Annotated in this window: 27 protein-coding genes; 12 read left to right on the forward strand and 15 right to left on the reverse strand. The window is 74.7% G+C overall.

Annotation, left to right across the window (positions count from 1 at the left end; genetic code table 11):
- The first annotated feature begins 39 nt into the window (after positions 1-39).
- From E1293_RS10625 to E1293_RS10640, 4 genes are all read left to right on the forward strand, one after another.
- Positions 40-1,218 carry an acyl-CoA dehydrogenase family protein gene (locus tag E1293_RS10625; protein WP_132196446.1) on the forward strand — a complete coding sequence of 393 codons (1,179 nt, stop codon included), beginning with the start codon at positions 40-42 and terminating at the stop codon, positions 1,216-1,218.
- A gap of 130 nt (positions 1,219-1,348) precedes the next feature.
- The gene (locus E1293_RS10630; RefSeq protein ID WP_132196448.1) at positions 1,349-1,558 is read left to right on the forward strand and encodes an HGxxPAAW family protein; all 210 of its coding nucleotides are present in this window, start codon (positions 1,349-1,351) and stop codon (positions 1,556-1,558) included.
- Positions 1,559-1,735: 177 nt separating this feature from the next.
- Positions 1,736-2,824, forward strand: a complete 1,089-nt coding sequence (locus E1293_RS10635) for a carboxylate-amine ligase (protein WP_132196450.1) — start codon at positions 1,736-1,738, stop codon at positions 2,822-2,824.
- A 209-nt stretch (positions 2,825-3,033) separates the two neighbouring features.
- Complete coding sequence (locus E1293_RS10640) at positions 3,034-3,981, forward strand: sensor histidine kinase (protein WP_132196452.1); 948 nt, start codon at positions 3,034-3,036, stop codon at positions 3,979-3,981.
- Positions 3,982-3,984: 3 nt separating this feature from the next.
- Here the strand turns inward: E1293_RS10640 and E1293_RS10645 are convergent, their stop codons facing one another.
- The gene (locus E1293_RS10645) at positions 3,985-4,905 is read right to left on the reverse strand and encodes a phosphotransferase (RefSeq protein WP_132196454.1); all 921 of its coding nucleotides are present in this window, start codon (positions 4,903-4,905) and stop codon (positions 3,985-3,987) included.
- A complete protein-coding gene (locus E1293_RS10650; protein ID WP_243716144.1) occupies positions 4,826-5,770 on the reverse strand; it encodes a DMT family transporter in 945 nt (314 codons plus the stop codon). Before E1293_RS10650 ends, E1293_RS10645 begins: the two co-directional genes overlap by 80 nt.
- An 81-nt stretch (positions 5,771-5,851) precedes the next feature.
- On the opposite strand from E1293_RS10650, the gene E1293_RS10655 reads away from it, so the two are divergent.
- On the forward strand, positions 5,852-6,814 hold the full coding sequence (locus E1293_RS10655; protein ID WP_132196496.1) for a LysR family transcriptional regulator: 963 nt from the start codon (positions 5,852-5,854) through the stop codon (positions 6,812-6,814).
- Here E1293_RS10655 and E1293_RS10660 read toward each other — a convergent pair.
- Positions 6,771-7,301 (reverse strand): DUF2269 family protein, encoded by a 531-nt coding sequence (locus E1293_RS10660; RefSeq protein WP_132196456.1) that lies wholly within the window; start codon positions 7,299-7,301, stop codon positions 6,771-6,773. The genes E1293_RS10655 and E1293_RS10660 overlap by 44 nt on opposite strands.
- 260 nt (positions 7,302-7,561) lie before the next feature.
- Between E1293_RS10660 and E1293_RS10665 the strand changes: the two genes are divergently transcribed.
- The 5 genes from E1293_RS10665 (at position 7,562) to E1293_RS10685 (ending at position 12,633) form a co-directional block, all read left to right on the forward strand.
- Entirely contained in the window at positions 7,562-8,002 is a 441-nt protein-coding gene (locus E1293_RS10665; protein ID WP_132196458.1) for a hypothetical protein, read from the forward strand.
- A gap of 65 nt (positions 8,003-8,067) precedes the next feature.
- Positions 8,068-8,709, forward strand: coding sequence for a GNAT family N-acetyltransferase (locus E1293_RS10670; RefSeq protein WP_132196460.1), 642 nt, complete (start codon positions 8,068-8,070; stop codon positions 8,707-8,709).
- Positions 8,710-9,025: 316 nt separating this feature from the next.
- A complete protein-coding gene (locus E1293_RS10675; RefSeq protein WP_132196462.1) occupies positions 9,026-9,802 on the forward strand; it encodes an SAM-dependent methyltransferase in 777 nt (258 codons plus the stop codon).
- Between the two features lie 207 nt (positions 9,803-10,009).
- Entirely contained in the window at positions 10,010-11,308 is a 1,299-nt protein-coding gene (locus E1293_RS10680) for an acyltransferase family protein (protein WP_165978168.1), read from the forward strand.
- 146 nt (positions 11,309-11,454) lie between these two features.
- Positions 11,455-12,633, forward strand: a complete 1,179-nt coding sequence (locus tag E1293_RS10685) for a PucR family transcriptional regulator (RefSeq protein WP_132196466.1) — start codon at positions 11,455-11,457, stop codon at positions 12,631-12,633.
- Here the strand turns inward: E1293_RS10685 and E1293_RS10690 are convergent.
- The 5 genes from E1293_RS10690 to E1293_RS10710 all read right to left on the reverse strand — a co-directional run bounded on the left by E1293_RS10690 (position 12,578) and on the right by E1293_RS10710 (position 17,747).
- Positions 12,578-13,213 (reverse strand): HesA/MoeB/ThiF family protein, encoded by a 636-nt coding sequence (locus E1293_RS10690; RefSeq protein ID WP_243716145.1) that lies wholly within the window; start codon positions 13,211-13,213, stop codon positions 12,578-12,580. The genes E1293_RS10685 and E1293_RS10690 overlap by 56 nt on opposite strands.
- A 113-nt stretch (positions 13,214-13,326) precedes the next feature.
- A complete protein-coding gene (locus tag E1293_RS10695; RefSeq protein ID WP_207938779.1) occupies positions 13,327-14,421 on the reverse strand; it encodes an RNA-guided endonuclease InsQ/TnpB family protein in 1,095 nt (364 codons plus the stop codon).
- 74 nt (positions 14,422-14,495) lie between these two features.
- The gene (locus tag E1293_RS10700) at positions 14,496-15,860 is read right to left on the reverse strand and encodes a M20/M25/M40 family metallo-hydrolase (RefSeq protein WP_132196468.1); all 1,365 of its coding nucleotides are present in this window, start codon (positions 15,858-15,860) and stop codon (positions 14,496-14,498) included.
- Positions 15,857-16,729: a sugar phosphate isomerase/epimerase family protein gene (locus E1293_RS10705; RefSeq protein ID WP_207938780.1), complete on the reverse strand. Its 873-nt coding sequence runs from the start codon at positions 16,727-16,729 to the stop codon at positions 15,857-15,859. Before E1293_RS10705 ends, E1293_RS10700 begins: the two co-directional genes overlap by 4 nt.
- Positions 16,716-17,747, reverse strand: coding sequence for a Gfo/Idh/MocA family oxidoreductase (locus tag E1293_RS10710; RefSeq protein WP_132196470.1), 1,032 nt, complete (start codon positions 17,745-17,747; stop codon positions 16,716-16,718). The genes E1293_RS10705 and E1293_RS10710 overlap by 14 nt, the downstream gene beginning before the upstream one ends.
- A 276-nt stretch (positions 17,748-18,023) precedes the next feature.
- Here E1293_RS10710 and E1293_RS10715 point away from each other — a divergent pair, with 276 nt between their 5' ends.
- Positions 18,024-18,392 (forward strand): hypothetical protein, encoded by a 369-nt coding sequence (locus tag E1293_RS10715; protein WP_132196472.1) that lies wholly within the window; start codon positions 18,024-18,026, stop codon positions 18,390-18,392.
- A 72-nt stretch (positions 18,393-18,464) separates the two neighbouring features.
- Here E1293_RS10715 and E1293_RS10720 read toward each other — a convergent pair whose 3' ends face one another.
- Genes E1293_RS10720 through E1293_RS10750 form a run of 7 tightly spaced genes read right to left on the reverse strand, consistent with a single transcriptional unit; the run spans position 18,465 to position 25,477 of the window.
- Positions 18,465-19,325 (reverse strand): alpha/beta fold hydrolase, encoded by an 861-nt coding sequence (locus tag E1293_RS10720; protein WP_132196474.1) that lies wholly within the window; start codon positions 19,323-19,325, stop codon positions 18,465-18,467.
- A 38-nt stretch (positions 19,326-19,363) separates the two neighbouring features.
- A complete protein-coding gene (locus E1293_RS10725; RefSeq protein ID WP_132196476.1) occupies positions 19,364-20,095 on the reverse strand; it encodes a Clp protease N-terminal domain-containing protein in 732 nt (243 codons plus the stop codon).
- A 49-nt stretch (positions 20,096-20,144) separates the two neighbouring features.
- Positions 20,145-21,071: an NAD-dependent epimerase/dehydratase family protein gene (locus E1293_RS10730; protein ID WP_132196478.1), complete on the reverse strand. Its 927-nt coding sequence runs from the start codon at positions 21,069-21,071 to the stop codon at positions 20,145-20,147.
- Positions 21,068-22,573, reverse strand: coding sequence for a class I adenylate-forming enzyme family protein (locus E1293_RS10735; protein WP_132196480.1), 1,506 nt, complete (start codon positions 22,571-22,573; stop codon positions 21,068-21,070). The genes E1293_RS10730 and E1293_RS10735 overlap by 4 nt, the downstream gene beginning before the upstream one ends.
- The gene (locus E1293_RS10740; RefSeq protein WP_132196482.1) at positions 22,570-23,724 is read right to left on the reverse strand and encodes a cytochrome P450; all 1,155 of its coding nucleotides are present in this window, start codon (positions 23,722-23,724) and stop codon (positions 22,570-22,572) included. The genes E1293_RS10735 and E1293_RS10740 overlap by 4 nt, the downstream gene beginning before the upstream one ends.
- Complete coding sequence (locus tag E1293_RS10745; protein WP_243716147.1) at positions 23,721-24,476, reverse strand: glycosyltransferase family 2 protein; 756 nt, start codon at positions 24,474-24,476, stop codon at positions 23,721-23,723. The genes E1293_RS10740 and E1293_RS10745 overlap by 4 nt, the downstream gene beginning before the upstream one ends.
- Positions 24,476-25,477 (reverse strand): 3-oxoacyl-ACP synthase III family protein, encoded by a 1,002-nt coding sequence (locus E1293_RS10750; protein ID WP_132196484.1) that lies wholly within the window; start codon positions 25,475-25,477, stop codon positions 24,476-24,478. The genes E1293_RS10745 and E1293_RS10750 overlap by 1 nt, the downstream gene beginning before the upstream one ends.
- Before the next feature lie 190 nt (positions 25,478-25,667).
- Between E1293_RS10750 and E1293_RS10755 the strand changes: the two genes are divergently transcribed.
- On the forward strand, positions 25,668-26,852 hold the full coding sequence (locus tag E1293_RS10755) for a cytochrome P450 (RefSeq protein ID WP_243716148.1): 1,185 nt from the start codon (positions 25,668-25,670) through the stop codon (positions 26,850-26,852).
- Positions 26,853-26,854: the final 2 nt, after the last annotated feature.

Below are 26,854 nucleotides of genomic sequence, written 5' to 3' on the forward strand. Positions count from 1 at the left end.
GCGCCGGTTAGCGGTGCGCCGCCCGGGAAGGGAGGGGCCATGACCCTGGATCCGCTCCCCGGTGACCTGTACCACATGCAAGAACTCCTCGACGGGCCCGAGAAGGAGATCGTCGGGCGGGTGCGCGCCTTCCTGGAGGCGAAGGTCGCGCCGATCGCGAACGACTGCTGGGCGCGGGCCGAGTTCCCCTTCGACCTGATCCCGCAGTACGGGGACCTCGGCATCGCGGGCCTGGCCCACGATGAGTGCCCGGGCGAGAAGCCGAGCAGCCTGCTCACCGGGTTCCTCGCGATGGACATGGCCCGGGTGGACCCGTCCATGGCGACGTTCTTCGGCGTGCACAGCGGGCTGGCGATGGGCAGCATCGGCCGGTGCGGGTCCGCGGAGCAGCGGCGGCGGTGGCTCCCCGCGATGGGGCGGATGGAGAAGATCGGCGCGTTCGCGCTCACCGAGCCGGAGGGCGGGTCGGACGTCGCCCTCGGGCTCCGCACCACCGCCCGCCGCGACGGCGGCCACTGGGTGCTGAACGGCGCCAAGCGCTGGATCGGCAACGCCACCTTCGCCGACCACACCGTCGTCTGGGCCAAGGACGAGGCCGACGGCCAGGTGAAGGGCTTCGTCGTCGCCAAGGGGACGCCGGGCTTCACCGCCACCCGGATCGAGAACAAGATCGCGCTGCGGACCGTGCAGAACGCCGACATCGTGCTGGCGGACTGCCGCGTCCCGGAGGCCGACCGGCTCACCGGGGCGAACAGCTTCAAGGACACCGCCGCCATCCTGCGCCGGACCCGCAGCGGCGTCGCCTGGCAGGCCGTCGGGGTGATGCTCGCCGCCTACGAGATCGCCCGCGACTACGCCGTGGAGCGCGAGCAGTTCGGGCGGCCGATCGCCAAGTTCCAGCTCGTCCAGGACCTGCTGGTCAAGATGCTGGGGAACGCGACGGCCTCGCTCGGCATGGTGGTGCGGCTCGCGCAGCTCCAGGACGACGGCCTCTACCGCGACGAGCACTCCGCGCTCGCCAAGGCGTACTGCACGAGCCGCATGCGGGAGGTCGTCGGCTGGGCGCGCGAGCTGATGGCGGGCAACGGGATCGTCCTCGACTACGACATCGGCCGGTTCGTCGCCGACGCCGAGGCGCTCTACTCCTACGAGGGCACCCGCGAGATCAACACGCTGATCGTCGGGCGGGCGGCGACCGGCCTCGGGGCCTTCGTCTGACCCCTCTTCGCGGTGCCCCGGAGGCACCCCGGAAGGCCCTGCGGCAAGGGGCGTTGCTAGAGTTCGGCGGCGGAGGCACCGCGCTCCGAGCAGATCCCCGACCCGAACCTTGCAGAGGGAAGACGAACGCATGTCGACTGGCAGCCACGCCGGGCGCCCGAAGTCCTGGGTCGCCGTGGCCATCATCTTCATCGGTTTCGCCATCGGCGGCGCCGGCCTCGTCATGGGGCCCGACTGGATCGTGTTCGGGGTGGGCGCCGCGGTCACCGTGGTCGGCGGCATCATCGCCCTCGCGGTCGACATCATGACCGATGTCGTCGTGGACGAGCCCCGCGCGTAGCCAGCCGACGGCCGGGCGAGCCCGCGCGCGGGGCCGCTGAACGGCGGGTCAAAAGAGGGTCAAGAAGATCCCGCGTAGCGCGTTCCCCTGCCCGCGGCAGGTGCGAAAGGGGCGGCGGCAACGTACCGTCGAAGGGAACGTTGCCGCCTGCGTCGCCCCCGAGCCCGAGGTGGTGGGATGGCCCTGCGATTCGGAATCGAGGAAGAGTACTTCGTCGTCGATCCCGTCTCCCGGGAGGTCGTCCCCCGCGCCGCCGACGTGGTGCGGCGGGCGGGCGCGGCACTGGGCGAGCGCGCCTCCACGGAGCTGGTCGCCTTCCTCGCCGAGGCCAAGACGACGCCGTGCGACGACCTGGACAAGCTGGCCGAGCAGATCCGGTCGATGCGGGCGGCGATGGCCGCCGCCGCGGCGGCCGAGGGCGTCCGGCTCGCCGCGACCGGTACGCCCGTGCTGGGCGACCTGGTCCCCGCGCCCATCGTGGCCGGCGCCCGCTACGCCGAGAGCCTCGCCGTCTACCGCGGCCTGGACGACGAGCAGAGCATCTGCTCCTGCCACGTCCACGTCGAGATGCCGGACCGGGAGCGCGCCGTGCAGGTCGGCAACCACCTGCGCCCCTGGCTGCCGGTGCTGCTGGCGCTCACCGCGAACTCCCCGTACTGGGCGGGGCGCGACACCGGGCACGCCTGCTGGCGCGTGATGGCGTGGGCGCGGTGGCCGGTGGCGGGGCCGCCGCCGTTCTTCGAGTCCGCCGCGCACTACGACGACCTCGTCGGGACGCTGCTCGGCTGCGGCGCCCTGATGGACACCGGGACGATCTTCTGGGACGTCCGGCCGTCGGCGCGGCTGCCCACGGTCGAGGTCCGGCTCGCCGACGTCGCCCCCGCCGCGGAGGAGGCGGCGGTACTCGCCGCGCTGGTCCGGGCGCTGGTCCAGGTGGCCTCCGAAGCGGTGGAGGCGGGCGAGCGGGCGCCGGACCCGCCCCAGGAGATGCTGCGCGCCGCGTACTGGCTGGCGGCGCGGGACGGCCTGGCCGGGCGGGGCGTGGACCTGCGCACGGGGCGTCCCGCCGGGTTCCGGGCGATGGCCGGCGACCTGCTCGCGCACGCGCTGCCCGCGCTGCGCGACGCCGGGGACGCGGACCTCGTCACCCGCGGCGTCCGGGACCTGCTGGCGGGCGGGACGGGCGCGGAGCGGCAGCGCGGCGCCTACCGCAGGCGCGGCCGGCTGACCGACGTGGTCGACGGCGTGCTGCTGCGCGACCGGTGAGGCCAGACGGAAGCGATTCGACGCTCTAAAACGGATTGTTCAGGATTTCTCCTGTTTTTGACCGGCCCCTGGCGGGTACCGGTGCTCCTGGACGAAAGTTCAGCTGACCTCGGGGGATGTCCGCACGGGTCCGTCTCGCACGGCCGCCTGACGGCGCGTACCCTCGGTCGGATGCACGTGACAGCCGAACCGGACGGAGCGACCGCGCGATGAGCCTCAAGCCCGGTGGACCGGGCGTGGCGCCACCGGAGGTGTTCGTCCACCCCGCGCTCTTCTACCACGGCGACGAGGAGTACCTCGCGGGCACCGTGCCGTTCGTCCGGGCGGGCCTCGACGCGGGCGAGCCCGTGGCCGTCGCGGTGCCCGGCGACCGCCTCGCCCTGCTGCGCGGCGCGCTCGGCGCCGCGGCCGGCGAGGTCGCCTGGCTGGACATGTCGGAGGCCGGGCGCAACCCCGGCCGCATCATCCCCGGGGTGCTGCGCGAGTTCGCCGACCGGCACACCGGCGGGCGGGTCCGGATCATCGGCGAGCCGGTCTGGCCGGGCCGCTCGGCGGCCGAGTACCCGGCCTGCGCCCAGCACGAGGCGCTGATCAACCTGGCCTTCGAGGGGCGCGAGGTGACGATCCTGTGCCCCTACGACCTCGCCGGGCTCGACCCCTTCGTGATCGCCGACGCCCGCGTCACCCATCCGGTCGTGATCGACCGGCACGGCGCGCACCCGAGCGCCGACTACGCGCCGCACAGCGTCATGCACGCCTACAACCGCCCGCTGCCCGAGCCGGCCGAGCCGGTCACGATGACCTTCGAGCTCGGCGACCTGCCCCTCGTCCGCGAGTTCGCCTGCCGCTGGGCGGCGCGGTTCGGGCTCGGCGGCGACGCGGTCGGCGACCTGGAGCTCGCCGTGAACGAACTGGCGGCCAACTCCTGCCTGCACGGCGGCGGCGCCGGCACCGTCCGGCTCTGGCCCGAGGACGGCCATGTCGCCTGCGAGGTCCGCGACGCCGGGACGATCACCGACCCGCTCGCCGGGCGGCGCCCGGCGGACATGAGCCCGTACGGCGGCCGCGGCATCCTCATGGTCAACCACCTGGCCGACCTGGTCCGCGTCCACACCGGTCCCGGCGGCACCGTCATCCGCGTCTACATGCGCACCTGAGCGTCACTCCCCGACGGCGCGGCGGAGCCCGGCCAGGGACTCCGCCAGCAGCGCCTTCCGCCCGGTGGACGCGGCGTACTCGGCCAGCGTCGCGCTGAGGTTCAGCGCCAGCGTCCGCGCGGCGGCCTCCCGCTCCGGCGGCACCGGCCCGTACGCCGCGAGGAACGCCTCCCGCGCCGCGCCCGTGAAGCCGGCGTAGGCGAGCGACAGGTCGACGGCCGGGTCGGCGACGCACACGTCGCCCCAGTCGATCACCCCTGCGGCACGGCCGTCCGGGGCGAGCAGCAGATGCCGGACGTGCAGGTCCCCGTGGACGATCACCGGGTCGCCGCCCGGCGCCGTCCGGCCGAGCGCCTCCGTCAGGTACGCCGTCACCGCCTCGTCCCGCTTCCACACCCCGAGGGCCGTGAGCGCGTCGAGGCGGCCGAACGTCCGGCCGGCCCGGATCGCCGGGTCGGCGCGGTCCATCGGGTCCAAGGGCAGCCCTCCCCCCGCGTCGCGTGCGAGCACAGGGTCGTGCAGCGCCCGCAGGAAGGCGCCGGTCGCGGCGGCGAGGGCGGCCCGTTCCCCGTCCGGTGGCCGGACGTCGGCGAGTTCCCGGCCCCGGATCGTCCGCGCACCCCAGAACGGCCAGGGGAAGTCGTCCGACGGCTCCCCCGCGAACCGCGGCACGGGCACCGGCAGCGGCAGCCGCGGCGCCAGGACGGGCAGCACGGCGATCTCGCGCTCCACCCCCGGAACCGCGATCCGGCGGCGCGGGAACCGGAACACCCATTCCCCGCCGACGAGGAAGACCGTGTTGTCCCAGCCGGTGGCGAGCCGCTCCACCGGCGCGCCGCGCAGCTCATGGAACCGTTGTGCGATCAGCGTGCTCGCCAGCTCGGCGGTCACCTCGTGCTCGGGAGCCCATTCCGGAGTCGTCACGCCGGTGAACGCTACCCCGGCCGGTCAGCCAGGCGGCGGCGATGACGAGGCCGCAGCCCGCGAGCTGCGCCGGGCCGGGCCGCTCGCCGAGCAGCGCCGCGCCGAAGACGACCGCGAGGACCGGCTGGAGCAGCAGCAGGGTCCCGGCGGCGTCGGCGCGCAGCCGGGGGAGCGCGGCGCCGATGAGCATCCAGCCGCACACCTGGCCCGTCATCGCCAGGGCGGCGAGCCAGCCGAGGGCGGGCCAGCCGGGGGTGAAGTCGACGCCCTGCCAGGGAACGCCGACCGCGACGGAGGCGGCCCCCGCGCCCAGTGTCGACAGCAGGACCGGCTGGGCCCGGTGCTCCTGCCCCCGCCCGGCGACGCGGGTCAGGAAGAGGTAGCCGCCGTAGGCCACCCCGGCGCCGGCGCCGAACAGCATCCCGAGGACGGGGTCGGGGCCGCCGCCGTGCCCGGCGAGGCCGCCGGCGAGCGCAACGCCGCCCAGCATCACCGGCACCGCCGGGACGAAGGCCCGCGACGGCCGCTCGCGCAAGACCGCGAACGCCAGCAGCGGCACCACCACGACCTGCACGTTCACCAGGACGGTCCCGATCCCGGCGCCGACCCGGTCGATGGACGCGCCCCACAGCACGAGGTCGACGCCGAGCAGCAGCCCCGCGGCGACGTCGACGCCGGCGCGGCGGCGCGGGCCCGCCCGGTGCCGCTCCCAGCGGGCCAGCGGCACCAGCACCGGCAGCGCGAGCGCGCAGCGGAAGAACGCGGCCGTCCCGGCGGAGACGCCGGAGAGCCGGAACAGGATCGCCGACACGGAGATGAACGCGGCGCCGGCGATCACGAGCAGCCGCGGGTCGATTCTTCGCACGCCCACCACGCTGCCGGTTCCCGATCACTTAGCACAAGCGAATGTTCTTAAGCGGAAGTCGGTAGGATCGCTACCGTGACCATGAATCTGGACCGGCTGCGCGCCCTGCACGCGGTGTCCGCGCACGGCTCGATCGCCGCCGCCGCCGAGGCCATGCACGTGACGCCGTCGGGCGTGTCGCAGCAGCTCGCCAAGCTCGAACGGGAGGCCGGCCACACCCTGCTCGAACCCCGGGGCCGGGGCGTCCGCCTCACCCGGGCCGGGCACGTCCTAGCCGGGCACGCGGAGCGGGTGCTGGCCCAGCTTGCGGCGGCCGCCGCCGAACTCGACGGGCTGCGCGCGGACGCGGCCGGCCCCGTCCGGATCGGCGCGATCATCACGGCGGCGCGCACCGTCCTGCCGCGCGCGCTCACCGTCCTGCGCGAGCGCCATCCGGACCTGTCACCGACCCTGCGCGAGGGCGAGGCGGCGAACATCCTGCCGTCCCTGGAGCGGGGCGACATCGACGTCGCCGTGGTGGAGAGCTGGGACACCGCGCCGACGCCCATGCCCGCCGCCGTGTCGCACCTCCCCCTGTCCCGCGACGCCGTCGACCTGGCGCTGCCCTCCCGGCACCCGCTCGCCCGGCGCCGCGCGGTCGGCCTGGACGAGCTGTCCGGGCTGCGCTGGGCGGCGTGGACGGCGGGCACCGCCTGCGAGCGGCAGACCGTCCAGACGCTCCGCGACCGCAACGTGGAGCCGGACATCGTCTGCCACGTCGCCGACTACCGCACGCAGCTGGCGTTCGTCGCGGCCGGCCTCGCCGCGGCCTTCGTGCCCCGGCTGGGCCGCGACCCCGTGCCGGCCGGCGTCCGGATCCTCGCGACCCGTCCGGTGATCCACCAGAGCGTGCACGTCGTGTGGCGCACCGGCCGCGCGGGGCCGGCCGTGGAGGCGTGCGTGGAGGCACTGCGCGCCGCGGCCGGCCCGCCGCCCGGCGAGGAGCGCGCGCCGCTGCCGGTCACGGCCGGGCACGGCGCCACCGGATCCGGCCGCGGGGCTTGAACACCGACAGGGTCGCGGCGGTGAGCAGCATGGCGAGCTGGCACGAGACGACCGCGACCTGCCACCACTGGTCGCGCGCGGACGGGTCGGCCCCGCCCGCACTGGCGTCCGCCATGGCGTCGGGCGTGAACAGCAGCATCCCGGCGAGGATCACCGCGATGTTCAGCAGCAGCTTGGCGAACACCCAGTAGTGCCGCGCCAGGCCCCACGGGCTTCCGGTGGCGAGCGCGACGCCGGAGGCGAGCGAGGTGAGGCTCAGCGGTATCCCGCCCCCGAAGATCAGCACGTTCATCAGCCGGTAGGCGGCGTGGGCGAGCGCTCCGTCGCCGGTCAGCGTCGCGGTGAGGTTGAGGAGCACCAGGCCCCACACCTCCCCCAGCAGCGCGACGGACGCGACCACGTGCACCACCGTGATCGTCTTGCGGACGGGCGGGCTCGGCCGCCACCACTGCCCCGCGGCCACCGGCCGCGCCTGAACGGTCGACATTCCCATGCTCCCGGCCTCCTCGGCGACACCCCAGAGCGTGCCGGGACGGCACCGGGGGCGTCGTCGGACGCCCGGAGGCTTCCCGGCTGCTTCCGGCGGAGCATCCCGGGCCCCGCCGCGTGCGCCTCCCGTGGTACGCGGCCCGCGGCAGGCGGCCCGTGGTGGGCGGCACGCCGAGACTTGACCTGGCGATCACGTGTAGCGGACGGACCGCGGGAATGATCCCCTCCGCCCGATCTCCCGATCGTCTATGGGGAACGATGCGTCTCTTTGCTCGCGCTCACCAGATGCCCGCCCGGCTGGCCGTCGGGGCGTTCGTCCTGAACTCGGGGCTGTCCAAGCTCAAGGGCCTCGACGAGATGGCCGAACCGACCCACGGCATGGCCAAGGCCGCCTACCCGTTCCTGAAGTCGCAGGATCCGCGGGACTTCACCCGCATGCTCGCCCGCGCCGAGGTCGCGCTCGGCGCCGCGCTGATGGTGCCGATGGTGCCGTCGCTGCTCGCGGGCGCGGCGCTCACCGCGTTCTCCGGCGGGCTGACGGGCCTGTACCTGCGCCTGCCCGGCATGCGGGAGGAGGGCGGGCTGCGGCCGACCTCGCAGGGCGTCCCGCTCGCCAAGGACGTCTGGCTGGTGGGGATCGGCGCCTCCCTCGTCCTGGAGGAGCTGTCCCGGCCGCGGCGGGACCGCGCCTGCGCGTGAGACCGGTCCTTGACGCGGAGCCGCGCGCCCGGTGAGGATCGGCGCGTCCCCGAGGAGGCCGCGCCATGACGTCCCAGCCCCGTCCGGCCCATGCCGTCCGCACCGCGGCGGACGCCGACGCCGAGGCCATCGCGGCGGTGCTCGGGCGCGCCTTCGACGACGACCCGGTGTGGCGCTGGCTGCTGCCGGACGACGCCTCCCGCGTGCGGCGGATGACGGGCCTGTTCGGCATCCTGCTCCGGCGGGTGCATCTCCGGCACGCCGCGACCGAGGCGGCCGGGCGCGGCGGCGGGGCCGCGACGGAGGCGGCGGCGCTGTGGGACCCTCCCGGCCACTGGCGCGTTCCCGCGCGCCTGCAGGCGACCCAGGCGCTGCCGCTGCTGCGGATCACCGGCACGCGGACGCCCGCCGTACTGCGCACGCTCGGCGAGATCGAGAAGCACCATCCGCCGGAGCCGCACTGGTACCTGGCGGTGCTCGGCACCGATCCCCCGGCCCAGGGCAACGGCCTGGGCGGCGCGCTGCTGCGCTCGCGGCTCGGCCGCTGCGACGACGCGGGCCTCCCCGCCTACCTTGAGTCGTCCAAGGAGCGGAACGTCCCGTACTACGAGCGGTTCGGGTTCCGGGTGACGCGGGAGCTGGCGCTTCCCGGGAAGGGCTGCCCGCCGGTCTGGCTGATGTGGCGAGAGCCCGGCCAGGGACGCTGAAGGCGGTTTCAACAGGTGTTCGGGCCCACCGGTTAAGTCCCTGTCATGGCCGGAAACGGCCACCCGTCCCACGGGCCCGCGGGACGGGGCGCGTGCACCGCGACCACCCGTTCCCGTGCTGCGTTCCTGATGCCCGCCGCCCGCGGCAGCGGGACCGGGCGGGCGCCGCCAAACGCGGATGGCCCGATGCGGCCAGGCGGGGCGGGGGTCCGGGCGGGCCGTGGACGCACCGTTATCCCTTGCCGACCGTGGCCGCCTACCGTCGGAAGTGAGCCATTGCACCGCTCCCTCTGGTGAAGGCGATAGGTGACCGACCATGGCCATGCCCGGCACGAGGGCGCCGGAGGCCCCGCTCGCCCTGCACAGGCCGGGGCCGGCGCGCGTCCACGACTACCTTCTGGGCGGCAAGGACAACTACGCGGCCGACCGCGACCTCGCGCAGCGGATCCTGCGCGTCCTCCCGCAGGCGGCCGACGGCGCCCGCACCGCCCGCGGCTTCCTCGCCGGCGCCGTCCGGCTGCTCGCCCGGCGCGGCGTCCGGCAGTTCATCGACCTCGGCTGCGGGCTGCCGAGGGCCGACAACCTGCACCAGATGGCGGCCCGGCACACCGGCGGCACCCGCGTCGTCTACGTCGACCACGACCCGCTGGTCATCGCGCACGCCCGCGCGCTGCTCATCGACGGGGGCAACATCGCGGCGCTGCAGGCCGACCTCCGCGCCCCGGACGCGATCCTGGGCAGCGCCGAGGTGCGCCGCCTGATCGACCCGGCCGAGCCGGTGGCGCTGGTGTTCTCCTCCGTCCTGCACTTCCTGCCCGGCGCGGGCGACCTCGTCGCCGGCCTCGCGGGGACGGCCCCGCCGGGCAGCGCCCTCGTCGTCTCGCACCTCACCGCGGACTTCGCGCCCGCCGCGGTCGCCGAGGCCGCGCGCCTCTACCGGGAGGCGAGCACCGTGCCGGTCCATCCGCGGGACGGCGCCGAGATCGCACGGCTGCTCGGCCCGTTCCGCCCGCTGCCGCCGGGCGTGACGCCGCTCGGCGCCGGCGGCGCGGCCGGCGATCCGATCGTGTACGGGGTCGTGGGAGTCCGCTGACCCCGATCCGGGCATGTGGGCTTGATCACACCATCCCGGCCCGGCGGCCCCCTCCGGTTCGCCGCGCCGACCGGACGGCGGCCCTGCTCTCGCCGGTCATCGGGCGTTCCGGTACCGTCACGCTGAGTCAGCCGGACGGGCGTTTTCCAAGGGAAATCTCATTCAGTCGTTAGAAACGGTAACGGTTCGGCCCCTATGGTGGCCGGAATGCCGACGAACACCCTGACGCCCCCGGACACGAAGACCGGCGCTCCCCCGGCGAGGGCGCCCCGGATGAGCTGGCTGGACGCCCTGCGCGGGCTGGCCGCCATGGTGGTGGTGTTCGAGCATTCCCTTGACGTCCTGCTCCCCGAGGTCCGCCGCACGGCCAGCCCGTGGTTCGACTTCGGCCGGTACGGGGTGTTCGTCTTCTTCCTCGTCAGCGGCTACGTGGTGCCGTTCTCGCTGGAGCGGCGCGGCAGCGTCCGGCAGTTCTGGGTCGGGCGGTTCTTCCGGCTGTACCCGGCGTGGCTCGTGTCCGCCGTGCTCGCGCTCGCGCTCGGTTTCGCCGGCCTGTCGTACGGGCTGCCGGGCGGCCTCACCGACCGGCCCTGGGCGTCCACCCTCGCCCATCTGACGATGCTGCAAGACCTGCTGGGCGTGCCGAACGTCGTCAACGTCTTCTGGACGCTGTCGTACGAGATGGTCTTCTACCTGCTCGTGACGGCGATGTTCGTAGCCGGCGTCCACCGGTCCAGCGCGCGGGTGGCGCTGGGGTTCGGCGTGGGCGCGGCGATCCTGGGCGTGGCGCTGCCGTCCGGGCTGCTGGCCTCCCGCTGGCCGGGCGGGACGATCCTCGCCGCCGCGCTGATCCTCGCCGCCGGCCTCGCCGCGATGGTGAGCCGGCAGCGCGCGGTGCGCCGGACGGGGGTCGCGGTCGTCGCGGTCCTCGCCCTGACCCTGCTCGTCCTCGACAGCCGCATCGGCGCCATCGAGAGCCTGTGCATCATCGCCACCATGTTCGCCGGGACGGCGATCCGCGGCATCCAGGACGGCAGGCTCCGCCTGTGGCCCGCCGCCGCGATGGTCGCGGTCGTCGCGCTGCTGACGCTGGCGGCCGGCATGCGCACCCCGACCACGTGGGCCCTGCACGCCAACCCGAACCCGCTCGGCCGGGACTGGTCCATCGCCGTGGCCGCCGCGTGGCTGACGTTCCTGGGCGGCCTCGCGCTGCGGTACCGGCCCATGCCCCGGTTCCTCGTCTGGCTCGGCCTGGTCAGCTACTCGGTCTACCTGCTGCACCCGCTGGTCGTCCAGGCGATCTGGCACGCCGCCGGGCCGGACACCTGGCAGCTCCCGGTCGCGGTCCGGGCCGCGTGGGGGGCGGCGCTGCTCGCGGCCGTCCTCGTCGCGGCGGCCCTGGCGCACCGCTACGTCGAACGCCCGGCCCAGAACCTCGGACGCCGCCTGACGGCCCGCCGGAGGAGCGCCCCCGCGCCCGCCGCGCCCCAGCCCGCACGGTCCTGACCCGGACGGTCCTGACCCGGACGGTCCCGACCCGCACGGCCGGCGCCGCGGTGCGCCGGGGGCGGGTGATGACAGCGTTCACTTTCTTGCCTAGGGTGAGGCCGATTCGCCACAGAGCCCCCTAACCCCCGCAGATCGGACACCGGATGACCGAAGGGCCGATGCCCGCCGAGCTGCCGGACGTGCTGCGGCAGCACCTCCAGGCCGCCGTCGACGAGATGGAGCGGGAGATCCGCGACCAGGTGCCCGAGTACGCGGGCGCCGACGGCGGCGAGTACGCCAGGCGGGTCGAGCGGACGGTCAGCGACACCGTCGCGTTCTTCGTCGACTCGGTCGACCACCCGAACGCGGACGCCCGCAACATCACCGAGCTGTACATGCGGCTCGGCGAGGAGGAGGCCCGGCACGGCCGGAGCCTCGCCGCCCTGCAGAACGCGATGCGGGTGAGCAGCCAGGTCGCATGCCGCCGGTTCATCAAGGACGCCTACCGGCTCGGCTGGTCCCGGGAGACGCTGGGCCGGCTGACGGACTCGCTGTTCCTGCTGCTGGCGCGGGTCGCCGACGCCGCCGCGCAGGGGTACGCCCGCGAGCAGGGGCAGCTGGCGACCGAGCGGGAGCGCCGCCGCGACCGGCTCCGCGACCTGCTGGTCGCCGAGCCGCCGCCCGGGCAGGAGGCGATCGCCGAGCTCGCGGTCGCGGCCCGCTGGGAGCTGCCGAAGAGCATCGCCCTGGTCGCGCTGCCGGCCGGCGCGCCCGCCGGGGCGCGGATCCTGCCGCCCGCCGTGCTGGCCGACTGGGAGGCGCCCATCCCGTTCCTGGTGCTGCCCGACCCGGAGGGCCCCGGGCAGGACCGGCTGTGGCCCGCGCTGCGCAGGCTCGGCACCGCGGCGATCGGGCCGACCGTCCCGATCGGGCAGGGCGCGGTCTCGCTGCGCTGGGCCCGGCACGCGCTGACGCTGGCGGAGCGGGGCCTGCTGCCGGGCGACGCCCCGGTCCGGTGCGTGGACCACATCGCGGCGCTGGCCACCCTCGCCGCCGACGAGCTGGTCGGCGCGACCGCCGCGGCCGTCCTCGGGCCGCTGCTGGAGCTGGCGCCGGCCCGCCGCCGGCCGCTCGCCGAGACGCTGCTGACCTACCTGCAGTGCGGCGACAACGCGGTGATCGCGGCGGAGCGGCTGCACATCCACGAGCAGACCGTCCGGTACCGGCTGCGCCGCATCACCGAGGTGACCGGCGGCCGGTTCACCGAGCCGGACGGCCGGCTGGACCTCATGCTGATGCTGAGCTGGCTGGTGCGGACGGGCCGCGCCGAGCAGCCGGCGTAGCGGCGCACACCGGGCAGTCCGGGTCCTCGGCGAACGGCTCCCAGCGCGGGACGAGGCCCGTCTCCAGGTCGAGGACGACGTGCGCCCCGGCGGCGCGCGGCGGCTCGAAGCCCGTCAGGTACCGCAGCGCCTCGTAGGCCACCAGTGAGCCGACCTGCATGGTGAGCGGTCCGATGAGCGCGTTGGTGAACGGCCGGGACCGGACGAGCCGCTGCGCGGCGGCGCCCGCGGGGTCGTCCGGGCCGGGCATCCCGGCCTCGTTGCAGCGCAGGCACCGGCTCCGGCCCGGGTCGACCGAGCAGTACAGCAGCTGGGTGCGGGTCATGCCGCCGGTGACGAACGGGACGCCCGCCCGCACCGCGGCCTCGTTGATCCACAGTTGCGACCCCGGCTCGCCGTCGAGGCCGCCCACGATCACGTCGGCGCCCGCGGCGAGGCCGGTGAGGTCGTCCGGGCCGCCGATCCAGCGGTCGACGGCGCGCACCTCGATGGACGGGTCGTACTCGCGCACCCACTCGGCCGCGCGCTCCACCTTCGACCGCCCCACATATGCGTGCCGGTACATGAACTGGCGGGTCAACTACTCGCCCTGAAGGACCGAGCTTGCGGCGTTCGGTCCTTGTGGGCTTCGTTTACGCTCCCGACTGCCCGCTACAGGTGGGCGGTCACGGGTCGCATCCACCGGCCCCCGGGCTATCCGGGGGCTGGTTGGGGCATGTTGACGAATACCCACGCCGAGCGTGCGCGGTCGCGCACGTTGACCCCGGCGACGACGTCGGCGGGCCCAGCGAGACCGCACCAACGACAGGAGAAAAGGTCCCGAGTGCGCCGGTTGGCTCGCTCGCTGTGGCCGCAGCGCGGACAGCGCTGCGAGGTGTAGGCCGGATCCACCTCCAGGAACGGCACCCCGTGCAGGCGGGCCTTGTAGGCGATGAACTCACCCAACTGATGGAAGAGCCAAGAGGACAGGCGTGCCCGCTGGTCGCGAGGAACCGTGACCCGTCCGCGGATCCCACTCAGCTCTTCGAGTGCGATGCCGCGTCCGGTGCGTGCCGCGACGGCAACGACCTGCTTAGCGATCGAGTGGTTGACATGCGTGGCGTGCCGGGCCTCCCGGCGGGCCCGCTTCTTCAGCAGCCGGACGGCCGCCCGGGTGCGCTTGGCCTGGAGTTCGGCCCGTTTGCGGGCCTGCCAGCGCCGGTACCGGTCCAGGCGGCGGCCCTGATGGTTGTCACCGTCGAAGGTGGTGGCCAGGTTGACGATGCCGCGGTCCACCCCCACCCAATCGACCGGCTCGTACACCGGGGGTTCGGGGACGTCGCAGGTGGCGAGCAGGAACCATTTCCCGTCCCGGCGGACCAGATCCGATTCGCCCTTGCGGTGCGCGGACAGTGTCTTGGCCTGGTCGGGCGAGCAGGCGAACCGCAGGTTCTTGCATCGTCCGGCCACCGTCCAGATGCTGACGGTGCCCGCGTCCAACTGCCACGACAAACATCGATCGTCGAAAGTGTGCGCGGCGTCGGCGCGGAACACGATCGGCTTGGCCTCGGCCTTACGGCGACGCTTGGACGCCGGGCCTCCCAGGTTGCCGTTGCGGATGCCGGCCCGGAGGGTGGTGTAGGCGTCCACGACCCGTTTGATCACGTGCTGGGCGGCCTGGGCGCCGAGCCCGCAGGCTTTGAGGTCGCCGTAGCACAGCGCCCGCGCCGCCGCCCGCGCCCGTTCGGGCGGCGTTCCGAGCGAGGCGAACACGTCCGCGGCGAAGCGGAGCAGATCGGTATAGCCCACCCGGACCGCGGGCGGGGCTGCGGCGCTCGGGAGCGGTGGCGCGGGGTCCTGGAGCGATGTTCGGGAGGACGGGGTCACACGGGTCCCTTCCTGTCATAGGTGCTGTGCTCGTCGGTGCTGTGCTCGTCGGTGCTGTGCTCGTCGGTGCTGTGCTCGTCGGTGAAGGCGATGAGGAGGCGGGCGACGGCCGCGGCGAAGTCCGCCAGGTCTCCGGCCTCGGCGAACTCTCCGTCGGCGTGGGCGTTGTTGGCGGCGAGGTCCCCGGGGCCGAGCACGACGGTGCAGGCGCCGGGGACCTGCGACATCCAGATGGCGTCGCAGGTGAAGGGGGGCTCGGCGGCGGGCCACGGCGGGATTCCCGCACGGTCTCGCAGCAGCGCGTGGCCCCACGCGTCGCGGTCGTCCAGCACGGGCAGCCCGTGCTTGCACCACTCAAGGCGGGTGATGGCGCATGCGTCGGCGGCGGTACGGCCGAACAGCGCCGTGCCGGCGAAGGCCGCGGCGAATTCTTTGAGGCCCTCGTCCAGCGCGTCCCGCAACCGCCGCTCCAGCTCGCCGGCGGCCTCCGGCGAGGCGTAGCCGAAGTTCAGCAGGAGGGAGCCGCTGCCGTACACCTTGTTGTGCCGCGTTCCGGTGTGCAGGCCCGCCACGCAGACCGCCGCCTCGGACGCCGCCGGATCGAGCGCGCGGCCCAGCTGCTGGGCGAGGAACCCCAGCAGGACGGTGGCGTTGTGGCCGCGGCCCGGACGGTCGTCCACGGCGTCCGAACCGTCGACGACGATGCGCGCGGTCATCGCCGCCGTGCTGCGCGGCAGGAAGCGTCCCCGGGTCGGTTCGCAGAAGACGTTCAGACGGCCGGTGAATCCGCGCCGGACGAGGGGGCGCGTGCCGAAGACGCCCATGGCGCCGCCTTCCTCCCCCGCGACGGCCTGCACCAGCACGCCGACCTCGCGTCCCAGCGCGGGACGAAGCGCAACCGCGGCGCGGATGCCCGCGAGGAGCGCCACGGCGGGGCCCTTGGCGTCGATCGCGCCGCGCCCGTGGAACCGCTCACCGTCGAACCGGGCGGGTTGCAGCCCCGCGACGGTGTCCAGGTGCACGTTGAACATCACGGTGCGGGCGGCGGGCAGGCCGTCCGGTCCCAGCCGGAGCACGAGGCTGGGCTGGTCGGCGAGGAACCGCGGGTCTGCGACGGCCTCGCGGACCGTCGCGGGGACGGGACCGGAGTCCAGCTCGGCCGGTTCCGCCGGAGCGTGCCGGACGACGCGCAGGCCCATCGCGGCGGCGTGGCGCGCGTAGGCGTCCTGCGCCTCGGCGATGCGGGGCGGCGGCGCGTCCGGGCCTGCCTCCAGCGGACCGGCGGTCGGCAGGTCGAGGAGCCGGAGCAGCAGGTCGCGGTCGGCGGGGGTCAGCGGCGCGGGAAGGCGGCCCCCGGTCATCGCCGCCCGCCCGCCGCGCAGGCCGGCCGCGCGAGGAGCCGTTCCAGTGCCCGCCCGCAGGCGACGAACCCCTCCCGGTCTCCGGTGCCGGATCTCAGGTGCGGTTGCAGCTTCACGTGCGGCTCGATGGACAGGACGCCGCCGTACCCGTTCCGGAACAGGACGTCCAGGCACTCGGCGACCCGGGCCTCGCCTTCGCCGGGCGGGACGAAGACGACCTGGCCACGGGCGCCCGCACGCGCGTCCTTCACATGGACGTGCACCACATGAGGCACGATTTCGCGGAGCATCGGCAGCGGCGGATACCCGTGCGCCACCCCGTTGCCGATGTCGAACAGGAGCCGCAGCGCCGGGCTGCCGATACCGGCGACCAGGTCCAGCATCCGGTCGGCGCGCTCGCCCGCCCACCCGGCGCAGTTCTCGTGCGCCAGCACCAGCCCATGGTCCTCGGCGCGCCGCGCCAGCTCGCGCAGGCGCGCGCGGACGCGGCGGCCCCACTCGGGCTCGTCCAGGCCGCCGTGCGGGTACGACATGACCCGCACCAGCGGGGCGCCCAGCACGGCGCACCGGCGGGCGAGGACCTCCAGCTCCCGCACGTCGTCGGCGAAGTCCCCGGTGACCGGGCGCGACCAGTCGCCGATCTTGGAGGCGACGGCCGCCACGGCCGTGCCGGCGCGCTCCAGATGCCCGGCCGCCCGGCGGAACGCGTCCTCGTCCAGGGCCGCGACGGGCGTGCCGCCGATGGTCCGCAGCTCCAGCCGGTTCCAGCCCAGCTCCGCGACCGCGTCGATCTGCCCCGCGAGATCCGGTGCCGCCTCGTCTCCGAGCCCGGCGAGGCGGACCTGCGGCACACCCTCAGCGAGCGCCACCCCGGACCTCCTCTCGCTGGAGCGCGCCTGCCCCCTGGAAGGCGCACAGGCGCTTGGCCTCGGCGAGCAGCCGGACGGCGTCGACCTGCACCGGCAGCGTCCTGTGCATGCGGGACACCGGACCCGCGTAACGGGCGTAGGCGCCGCGCAGGAACGCCGCGAACGCGTCGTCGGTGAACACGCTCCGCGTCACCTCGCCGCCGGTACCGACGACGCGCAACTGCGCGGTGCTGTCGGCCTCGCTGCAGGGGTAGTGGCCGACGAGGACCGCCCGGTCGAACTCCAGGGTGATGCGCCGCTCGCGGACCGGCGAGGTCAGGTCCGAGTCGATCTCGGTGCGGACGCCTGCGACATGGTTCAGCCGCAGCCGGGCGCGGCCGAGGCGCGGGACCCTCGACCGCCCGAAGACCATGTCCTCCCACGAGGCGCCGGCGACCCGCGCGCGGCCCGCGAGGCTGAGCACGACGGCGAGCGCGTGCGGCAGCTCGACGTCGAACGCGGTCGGATGGTCGTGGACCGCGGTGCTGCGGGTGAACCGGGGCTTGTTCTGGATCACGTCGATGCGCCGGAGCTCCCCGTGCCGCCCTGCGCGCACCGCCGCGTGCAGCCGCCGCGTGAGCGCGCTGTCGAGCCAGTGCGTGGCGACGGTGACGTCCAGGTCGGAGCCGCGCCGGATCCGGGCCATGTCCACCAGCCCGGTCAGGTCCACGGCCAGCGGCTTCTCCACGATGATCTTGCGGTAGCCGAGCGCGGCGAGGCGGGCCAGGACGCTCGCGCGGGTGCCGGGGGGCGTGCAGAGGTGCACCACGGTCCGGGACGGGGGGCGCAGCCGCGCCGCCTCCTCCAGCGACCCGGCCGCCACCACGCCCGGGACCTCGGCGGGCGCGCGGAACGGGTCGACGGCGAGGATCGGCGTCCGGGCCATCAGGCCGGGCGCCGCGGCACGCACCCTGGCCAGCGCCGGCAGGTGCAATCCCTGGCCTGACCTGCCCATTCCGACGATGAGAGTATGCAGCATCACTGGGTCAAGGCCCTTTCCCGTGCGCGTGGGGAATCCCGTCGGACGGCACGCGGAACCCGTGATCCGACAGCGAGCCAAGCTAATTTGACTCACTGTCACCAGTCAATGACGGTCTGTCGCCTTGATCATTGCCGCGACACAAAGGCGCACGTCAGAGACCGATGCCGAACCGAAAGTAACCACAAACAGTTACAGGATGCTTGCTCAGTGTTACAGCGTGAGACGCGGCGGGCATCAACGCCCCGTTCCCACCCCCGTCACGCAAGGAGCGGCATGCCCATTCACGCACGCCCGACCACCGCCCTCGCCGCCGCCACCGCCCTCGCAGCGGCTCTGCTCACCTCCGCGGCCGCACCGGCGAACGCCCGGGAGCGGGCCGCCGCCCCGGACGGAAAGATCGTCGTCTTCGTGTCCGAAGGCACCCAGGTCGCCTGGGCCGGAACCAGGCTCGTGGAATTCCCGGCCTCGGCCCGCTGCCAATCCCTGCCTCCGGGCGCGCACGTGATCGCCAATCACAGCGGCGGGCGGCTGCTCTTCTTCACCGACCCGTTCTGCGCATTCCCCGTCCCGCCGCCGTTCAATTTCATCGCCCCCGGCTACGGCGCGCACGTCTCCCCGACCGGCGCCTTCAGGGTCGGCTGACCGTCCGGTCCGGGACGCCCGGCGGCGGGCCGCTGGCCGCCGGCCGGGCGTCCTCGCTCGGGCCGGGCCGGCTCAGGACGTGTGGCGCAGCAGCGCGGGGACGACCGTGTCCCAGGTCCGGCGGGGCAGTTCGCTCCCGGTGGCGGGCAGCGTGAGGAGTTCGGCGCCGGGGATCTCGGCGGCCAGCGCCCGGCCGTTGCCGAGCGGGAAGAAGGGGTCGTCCTCGCCGTGGACGACGAGGGTCGGCGCGGTGACGGCCGGGAGCCGCTCGCGCCAGCGGTCGCCGGAGTCCATGGCCGCGAAGGCCGTCGCCATCTGGTTCGCGCGGTGCGCCTTGCCCGGGTCGGTGCCGATCGGGGTGCGGTCGTAGATACGTTCGATGCTCGCGCGGGCCTCGGCCTCGTCGAACGCCGGGCCGGCGAGGTGGCGGGCGCTCTCCAGCATGAAGGCGGTCACGGACGCGCGGTCCGTCCAGTCGACCTCGGGCGGGTTCATGATGTGCGCCATCAGCTCGGGCGCGTGTTCGGGGAGGTCCTCGTCGCTCGGGCCGGGCGCCGTGGGCCTCGTGGCGACGAGGGTCAGGGTCGTGACGCGGCCTGGGTGGTCCAGGGCGAGGAGCTGGGCGATCCAGCCGCCGGGCCCGAACCCGGCGACGTGCGCGGCCGGCAGGTCGTGGGCGTCGAGGACGCCCGCGGCGTCCTCGACGAGGTCGCGCAGCGTGTAGCCGGGTGCCTCGGGGTCGGCGGACGTGGACCGCCCGGTGTCGCGCAGGTCGTAGCGCACGACGAACCTCCGCAGGGCGGCGAGCCGCTCGCAGAGGTCGTCGGGCCAGGTGAGCATGGTGTTGCCGATCAGCAGGATCGGCGGCCCGGCGGCGTCGCCGAACGTCTCGGCGCACAGCTCCACCCCGTTGGCCTTGATGAACTTCTCCATGCAGGGGTGGACCGCGGCCGGACCCGGAACTCATCGGGTCACTCCTTCTGCCCTTGGACGATGGCGTTCAGCGCCTCGGTGATGTTCGCCTCGGCGGTGGCCTTGTCGATGCCGGACTCGGAGAGGATGCCGGTGCCGTTCTCGTGTTCGAGGAGGGCGAGCAGGATGTGCTCGGTGCCGATGTAGTTGTGGCCGAGGCGGAGGGCCTCGCGGAAGGTCAGTTCGAGGGCCTTCTTGGCGTCCTGGTCGAAGGGGATGAGCGCCGGGAGGTCGGCGGACTCCGGCGGCAGCGCGGCGGTGGCGGCCTGGCGGACGGTGTCCAGCAGGACGTCCTGCCCGGTGATGACCTTGGCCGCGAACGCCTCGGGTTCGGAGAGCAGGCCGAGGACGAGGTGGGCGGGGGTGATCTCGGCGCTGCCGGCGGCGCGGGCCTCGTTCTGCGACGCGACGACGACGTTGCGGGCGCGGACGGTGTACCGGGAGAAGGCCTGGGCCGGGTCGATGTCGGCCCCCGCGGCCTTCGGGACGAATCGTTTCTGGGCCGCCTGCTTGGTGACGCCCATGCTGCTGCCGATGTCGGTCCAGGAGGCGCCGGAGCGCCGGGCCTGGTCGACGAAGTGGCCGATGAGGTGGTCGGCGACCTCGCCGAGGTGCTCGGCGGCGAGGACCGCGCTGGTCAGCTGCTCCAGCGCGTCGGTGTGGACCTTCTTGATGGCGGTGATCAGGTCGTCCAGGCGGACCTGTCCGACCGGCTGGGTGGGTTCGGTCATGCGTCAACCATAGGTTGACGATCCTCGATCGTCAACCCTGGGTTGACGATCACCAGCGGGCGGCCCCGGCGAAGGACGTCGGGGCCGGGTCGTACCCGAGGACCTCGCGGGCGGCGGTGATGTCGAGGGTGCGTTCCAGCGCGAGGTGGCTGATCGCGTAGCGGGTGATCCGCGGGGGCTCGGGGCGGCGGGCCAGGAGGAACAGCCCTTCCGCGACGGCGGCGAGCGGACGGGCGGCGCGGACCGGGACGTAGACGGGACGCGCCCGGATGCCGCGCTCGCGAAGGATCTCCCGGAACGCGTCGTCGATCGTGACCGGCGCCGCGTCCGCGATGTTGAAGACGCCCGAGGCCACCGGGCCGGTCGCGGCCAGGACGCAGGCCCGGACGAGGTTGCCGATCGAGGTCAGGCTGACGCGCTGGCGTCCCGTCCCGACCGCGGGGAGGAGCGGGCCGCGCACCGCCGACAGGACGCGCGGCAGGAGCGTCGTGTCACCGGGCCCGTAGACGGCGTGCGGACGCAGGATGATCGCGCCCCGGTCCAGTGCCAGGCGCTCGGCGGCCGCCTTGGAGGCGCCGTAGGCGTTCATGTAGCGCTCCACCGGGGCCTCGTCCTCGCGGGCCATGACGCTCGGACGGAACGGGTCGTACACGCTGGCCGTGCTGACATGCACGAACCGGGCCCCCGGGAAAGCGGCCAGGGCGCTGCGCGTACCGGTGAGGTTGGCGGCGAACAGGTCGGCGGCCCGGCCCCAGTCGGTGACGCTGCCCGCGCAGTGGACGACCGCGTCGACGCGCGGCGGGTCGGCGAGCGGCCCGCGCGTCAGATCCCATGACCGGTAGACCGCGCCGCCCACGTGCTTGGGCGCGAGGGCCGGACGGCGGCCGAACGCGAACGTCGTGACGCCCTCGGACGCGAGCGTGCGGCACACCGCGCCGCCGACGAACCCCGAGGCGCCGGTCACCGCGATCCTCATGGCGTCACCAGCTCGCGGAGCAGGTCGCGGTCGAGCTTGCGGGTGCGGCCGGAGCGCGGCAGCTCGTCCACGACGACGATGCGGTCCGGGAGCGCGTCGTGGTCGATGACGTCCGGAAGGGAGCGACGGAGCCTCGCGGGAAGGTCGGCGGGGCCGACGACCGCCAGGACGACCTCCTCGTCGCCCGTCTCCGCGTCGGGCACGCCCACGATGGCGGCTTCGGCCACGTCCGGAAGGGCTGCGATCGACGGCTCGTACAGGCCGGGGTAGAGGTTGAACTTACCGCGGATCAGCATGTCCTTCTTGCGGCCCACGAGGACGAGGCGGCCGTCGTCCAGCCGCGCGAGGTCCCCGGTCGGCAGTTCGGCGAGCGGGTCGGCGCCGAGGTAGCCGCGGCAGAGGCTGGGCCCGGAGAGCAGCAGTTCGCCGTCGGCGGCGAGCCGGGCCCCGACGCCGGGCAGCGGCGCGCCGAGCAGGTCGCCGGACGCGCCGTGCGCGAGCTTCTCCCGCGCCGACGCGATCGCGACCGGCAGGATCTCCGTCATCGCGTACACCGACAGGACCTCGGCGGACGGGGCGGCGGCGGTCGCGCGCCGGAGGATCGCCGGGGGCGCCGGCGCCGCGCCGAGCAGCACGTACCGGACGGACGGCGGCAACTCGCCGCACGCGTCCAGGATCTCGGCGAGGTGCACGGGGACGCAGAACGTGTGCGTGGCCTCCCGCTCGCGCATCAGCCGCGCGAACCCGGCGGGCGGGCAGAACAGCGGCGGCATCGACCAGCGGGCGCCCGAGATCAGCGTCGGCAGCCCGAGCATCAGCTGGTCGGTGTGGACGACGTCGCCCGGCCCGAGCGGCAGCCGGGACCGGAACAGGTCGAGCGCCGCGGCGAGCGACGCCTGCGTGTGGACGACCGCGCGCGGGTCCGCCGTCGTCCCCGACGTGAAGATCACGGCGGCGGGCGCGCCCGGGTCGGGCTCATCGGCGGGCTCCGGGGCGTCCCCGCGGACCAGGTCCGGGAACGCGATGGATCCGCGCGGCACCCCGGGCAGCCGGCGGCCGACGTGGATGTGCCGCATCGGTTCCTCGCCCGGGATCCGCAGCTCGCCGAGGTTCGGCAGGAGCAGCCCGCGCCGCCGCGCGTACGCCCGGACGGGCCGCAGCCGGCTCCCCGCGTACAGCACCGATTCGGCGGCCGACCAGTGCGGGCGCGCCAGCCGCAGCCGCGCGGTGAACATCTCGGGGCCGGCCCCCGGATCGGCGAAGACGACCACTCCCCCGGCCGCGACCACGCCCAGCGCCAGGACGAGCGACTCCGGCGAAGGACGCACCGAGAACAGCACGCCGTCCCCCGCGGCGAGCCCGCCGGACAGCAGCCCGTGCCGGACGGCGAGCACCTGCCGGCGCAGTTCGCCGTAGGTGAGTTCGGTCCCCTTCCCGGAGATGAGCGCGACGGCCTCGGGTGTCCGTGCCGCCTGGTCGAGGAGCCGCCGCACGAGCGTCATGCCGCCACCTCCGAACGGACGTCCAGGTACCGGTACGTCGGGATCAGGACGTTCCGGGCGGCGGCCCGTCGAGTGATCACGAGCGGCCCGGCGGCCAGGAGCGTCCGGGCGACCAGGCGGATCTGCGCCATCGCCAGCGGATACCCGATGCAGAAGTGCGGCCCCGCGCCGAACCACAGGCGCCGCAGCTCGGGCGGGTGCGGGCGGTCCAGGTCGAAGGGCCCGTACGCGCGGCAGCAGTTGTGCGTGGCGATCAGCACCCGCTCGCCGGGCCGGATCGCGACGCCCCCGACCGCGGCGGGACGGTGCACGCTGCGCAGCATGACCGGCGTCGGGGTCGTGACCCGCATGGCCTCCTCGATGGCCCGGTCGAGCAGCGCGGGATCGTCCGCGACGCGAGAGGACTGCCCGTGGTCGTGCAGCAGGGCGATCAGGCGGGGCAGCAGCGTGGCGACGGTCTCGGTGCCGGTCAGGAAGAACGCCCCGGCCGCGCCGCGCGCCTCGTCCTCGGACAGGCCGAGGGCCCGCATCCGGCCCATGACCGTCGACTCGTCCCCGGCCAGGTAGGACTTCGCCGCGATGTCGCCGAGCGGGCCGAGCACCTCGCGCGCCCGCCGCGCCTGGGCCGGGGACAGCCGGCGCGTCCGCAGCGACACCATCGACACGATCCGCTCGCCCTGCTCGAACAGGTCGCGGTAGGCGGCCTCGGTTCCGCCCTCCAGCCCGATGACCTCGCCGATCACGGTCCCGGACATGACCCGCGCCGCGTCCACGAGGTCGAGCGCGGCGCCGCGTGCAAGCCGGCCGGTCAGCCCCGCGAGCGGCTCGGCCAGCACGCGCCCGCACAGCGCCTCGGTACAGGACGGGACGAACAGGTCGGTCAGCCGCCGCCGGAGGGCCCGGTGCGCGTCCCCCTCCATGTTGAGCAGGACGGACGGCCCCAGCACGGGCGTCCACAGGTCGCCGGGCGAGCCGGGCCCGTCCTTGCGGAACGTCTCGCCGTCCATCAGGACCTCGCGGGCCAGAGCGGCGTCGTTGACGACCACCCCGACCTTGGGCACCCGCACGATCGGCCCGCGCCGGGCGACCCCGCGCAGCAGCGGATACGCGAACGGGTGCGCGGTCAGGTAGAGCCGCTCCTCCCAGTTCACCGGATGTCCACGACGTCGGGCTTGTAGCGGTGGTCGGCGTACCAGCCGAGCGTCCTCACCAGGCCGAACGCGCGCAGCCGGCGCACCGACCCGTACACGGCGACGTCCTTGCGCAGCCCGTAGGCGTCGGTCACGTACCGGACGCGGTTGACGAGCGCGCGGTCCTCGTGGACGTCCTCGATGCGCGTGCGCGGGAAGCCGCCGGCCCGTTCGTACAGGTCGGCCGTGATCGCGAGGTTGCAGCCCGGCATCATCACGTACGGGCCGAGGTACAGCGGGTCCTGGTTGCCGGGACGGAACCGTCCGAACAGCGCGGCGATGCCGATGACCGCGGGCAGCAGGCGCCGCTCCCAGAACTTCAGCGGGAACTCGTCGGTGCGCGGCAGCAGCGGCCCCGACACCATCTCCAGCCCGTCGCCGAACGCCCGCCTCACCGCCGCGATCCAGCCGCGGTGCGGGAGGCAGTCGGCGTCGGTGCGGGCGACGTGCGTGGCGCCGGCGCCGATCGCGTGCCGGACGCCGGTGTCGGCGGCGGCCCCGGTCCCCTTCTCCGGCTCGTGGACGATCCGGACGTCGAGCCCCGGGTGCCCGGCGGCGAACTCCTTGACCACCGTGGCCGTCCCGTCGGTGCTGCCGTTGTCGACGACGACCAGCGAGAACCCGGTATCGGTCTGGTCGGCGAGGCGGCGCAGCGTGGCGCCGATCGAGCGTTCCTCGTCATAGGCGGGGACGACGACCCACAGCCGCATCATCAGAGCTCCGCGAACATGACACCGAGGCTGACCCCGCCCGCGAGGCCGATCAGCGCGACCCTGTCGCCGGGGCGGCAGCGGCCCTCGCCGAGCGCGGTCGCGATCTGGAGCGGGAGGCTCGCGGACGCGACGTTCCCGTGCTCCGGCAACGTCACGACCAGCCGGTCGGACGGGACGCCGAGGATCGACCGCAGCACCTCCAGATACGGCAGCGTCACCTGGTGGACGGCGATGACCGCGAAGTCGTCCCAGGTCAGGCCGGTCTTACTCAGCGCGGTCGTGAAGATATCGGGTCCGTTGGCGACGAACGCGTCCTTGAGGCGCCGCCCGTCCCCGCTGAAGTAGGTGAACTCGGGGTCGCGCGGGTGCATCGAGCCGCCGCCCGGGAGCGTCCCGACCCGCCAGGCGCTGGAGACGGCCGCGAAGTCGCGGTAGAAGATCCCGCCGTCCGGGGCGGCCTCGACGAGCATCGCGGCGCCGCCGTCGGAGAGCGTGTAGCCGGCGAACGCGTCCACGAACTGGGCGCGGTCGCGGACGCTCCACCGGATCGCGCGGGACGGGCTCTCCCCCGTGCAGACCAGGACGCGCTCGTGCTGCCCGGTGCGGATCAGCGCGTCCGCCATCTGCAGCCCGTTGAGGAAGCTGTTGCAGGCGTTCTTGACGTCGAAGACCGGGCAGGCCGCGCCGAGCTTGGCGGCGACGATGTGCGCGGTCGCGGGCTCGACGAGGTCCTGCGACGCCGACCCGAAGATCAGCAGATCGAGGCCCGCGGGGGCGGTCGCGCGCTCGGCGAGGACGCGGCGGGCGGCGGCCACGGCCAGGTCGGACGCCTGCTCGCCGTCGCCCATGACGTGCCGGGCGCGGATCCCGGTCATCCGCTCGACGATCGTCGGATGCGGCCGGTAGCCGGGGCTCTCGGCCGCGACGCGGGCCTCGACCTCGGCGCTGCTGACCGTCCGCTCGGGCAGGTGCGCGGCGACGGCGGTGATTCGGGCTCTCATGGGCTGGGGCTCCCCCGGTTCCTCGGGCTCGGTGTGCGGCCAGCCTCGCCGCCCCGGGCGCTCCCGGTCAGGGAGACCCTACGCATCCCGGGGCGGGCGTTGTACCCGGTTCGCCGTGAGTACCGCCACTTAGCCGATATGAGCAGTATGGCGTTTTTGCCGTGATCCACCCGACCGGCAGAATCGCCGGGTGACCAGCACGAAGATCGATATCGCGGCGCGGCACGAGGCCCGGCTGCTGTGGGCCGCGAACCCCGCCCTGTTCGCCCTCCTGGAGGCGGCCCGCCACACCGGCCCCATCACGCGCGTCCCCCGGCTCGGGTGGGTGGTGACCGACCCCGTCCTGGCGCGGCACGTCCTCAACGACCACGCCGGCTTCTCCATGAACGGCGAGGGCGGCGTCGGGCACCTGTGGACGCAGCTGTTCGGGGACGAGATGGCGCAGTTCTTCGGCGGCGCCCGGCACGCGGAGATCCGCACCCGCGCCCGCGACCTGTTCACCGAGGACGCCGCCCGGACGCTGGTGGAACGCTCCCAGGGGCCGACGCACGCCGCGCTCGCCGCCCGGCTCGCCGCCGGGGCGAGCGTGGACGTGGCCGGCGCCGCCCGCGTCCTGGCCGGACGCATGGTCGCCGACCTGCTCGGCCTGCCCGCCGACCGGCCCGACGCCGCGTACCGGGAGGTCTTCGCCGCCGGGGAGCGCCTCGCGCGGCTGGCGATGGGCACCACCGCCTCCACCGGCCTCGACCCGGCGGTCCTCGCCCGCGCCCGCACGATCGTGGACGGGCTCACCGCCGCCGTCCCGCACGCCTACCGGACGGCCGGGACCGGCACCCTCCTCGGCCGCTGCCGCGAGATGGGCCTCGGCCTGCCGCTCAGCCGCGGCCTCGCGACCCTGCTGGTGATCGCCGGGACGGAGACCGGCGCGTCCGGGACCGTCCGGACCGCGGCGCTGCTGCACGACACCGGAGCGCACCGGGCACTGCTGGCCGAACCGGCCCTCATGGACAACGCGGTGCGCGAGGGCCTGCGCGTCGCCACCCCGGCGCCGGTGATCGGACGGCACGTGTCCCGCGACACGGCCGTCGGCGGGCGGCGGCTCCGCGCCGGCGACCGCGTCCTGCTGCTCACCTACCGGGCGACCAACGGCGCCGGGCCGTTCGACGTCCACCGCGATTACGTTCCCGAGACGCGGCAGCTGTGGTTCGGCGGCGGACGGCACCTCTGCCTCGGCGCCGCCGTGGCGCGCGTCCAGGTGGCGCGGATGCTGGCGACGCTGCTGTCCGGCGGGCGCCCGTACCGCATCGCCTCCCGCCGCCCGGCCCGCCGCGTCCTGGTCCCCGGGTACGCCGAACTGCGGGTGCGGCTCGCCTAGAC

The sequence above is a fragment of the Actinomadura darangshiensis genome, assembly GCF_004349235.1.
Taxonomy (GTDB): Bacteria; Actinomycetota; Actinomycetes; order Streptosporangiales; family Streptosporangiaceae; genus Spirillospora; species Spirillospora darangshiensis.

What these genes read in the sequence shown, in the direction of transcription:
- E1293_RS10625 (WP_132196446.1), top strand. Translation starts at nt 40, where the DNA reads ATGACCCTGGATCCGCTCCCCGGTGACCTGTACCACATGCAAGAACTC.
- E1293_RS10630 (WP_132196448.1), top strand. Translation starts at nt 1,349, where the DNA reads ATGTCGACTGGCAGCCACGCCGGGCGCCCGAAGTCCTGGGTCGCCGTG.
- E1293_RS10635 (WP_132196450.1), top strand. Translation starts at nt 1,736, where the DNA reads ATGGCCCTGCGATTCGGAATCGAGGAAGAGTACTTCGTCGTCGATCCC.
- E1293_RS10640 (WP_132196452.1), top strand. Translation starts at nt 3,034, where the DNA reads ATGAGCCTCAAGCCCGGTGGACCGGGCGTGGCGCCACCGGAGGTGTTC.
- E1293_RS10655 (WP_132196496.1), top strand. Translation starts at nt 5,852, where the DNA reads ATGAATCTGGACCGGCTGCGCGCCCTGCACGCGGTGTCCGCGCACGGC.
- E1293_RS10660 (WP_132196456.1), bottom strand. Translation starts at nt 7,301, where the DNA reads ATGTCGACCGTTCAGGCGCGGCCGGTGGCCGCGGGGCAGTGGTGGCGG.
- E1293_RS10665 (WP_132196458.1), top strand. Translation starts at nt 7,562, where the DNA reads ATGCGTCTCTTTGCTCGCGCTCACCAGATGCCCGCCCGGCTGGCCGTC.
- E1293_RS10670 (WP_132196460.1), top strand. Translation starts at nt 8,068, where the DNA reads ATGACGTCCCAGCCCCGTCCGGCCCATGCCGTCCGCACCGCGGCGGAC.
- E1293_RS10675 (WP_132196462.1), top strand. Translation starts at nt 9,026, where the DNA reads ATGGCCATGCCCGGCACGAGGGCGCCGGAGGCCCCGCTCGCCCTGCAC.
- E1293_RS10680 (WP_165978168.1), top strand. Translation starts at nt 10,010, where the DNA reads ATGCCGACGAACACCCTGACGCCCCCGGACACGAAGACCGGCGCTCCC.
- E1293_RS10685 (WP_132196466.1), top strand. Translation starts at nt 11,455, where the DNA reads ATGACCGAAGGGCCGATGCCCGCCGAGCTGCCGGACGTGCTGCGGCAG.
- E1293_RS10700 (WP_132196468.1), bottom strand. Translation starts at nt 15,860, where the DNA reads ATGACCGGGGGCCGCCTTCCCGCGCCGCTGACCCCCGCCGACCGCGAC.
- E1293_RS10710 (WP_132196470.1), bottom strand. Translation starts at nt 17,747, where the DNA reads ATGCTGCATACTCTCATCGTCGGAATGGGCAGGTCAGGCCAGGGATTG.
- E1293_RS10715 (WP_132196472.1), top strand. Translation starts at nt 18,024, where the DNA reads ATGCCCATTCACGCACGCCCGACCACCGCCCTCGCCGCCGCCACCGCC.
- E1293_RS10720 (WP_132196474.1), bottom strand. Translation starts at nt 19,325, where the DNA reads ATGGAGAAGTTCATCAAGGCCAACGGGGTGGAGCTGTGCGCCGAGACG.
- E1293_RS10725 (WP_132196476.1), bottom strand. Translation starts at nt 20,095, where the DNA reads ATGACCGAACCCACCCAGCCGGTCGGACAGGTCCGCCTGGACGACCTG.
- E1293_RS10730 (WP_132196478.1), bottom strand. Translation starts at nt 21,071, where the DNA reads ATGAGGATCGCGGTGACCGGCGCCTCGGGGTTCGTCGGCGGCGCGGTG.
- E1293_RS10735 (WP_132196480.1), bottom strand. Translation starts at nt 22,573, where the DNA reads ATGACGCTCGTGCGGCGGCTCCTCGACCAGGCGGCACGGACACCCGAG.
- E1293_RS10745 (WP_243716147.1), bottom strand. Translation starts at nt 24,476, where the DNA reads ATGATGCGGCTGTGGGTCGTCGTCCCCGCCTATGACGAGGAACGCTCG.
- E1293_RS10750 (WP_132196484.1), bottom strand. Translation starts at nt 25,477, where the DNA reads ATGAGAGCCCGAATCACCGCCGTCGCCGCGCACCTGCCCGAGCGGACG.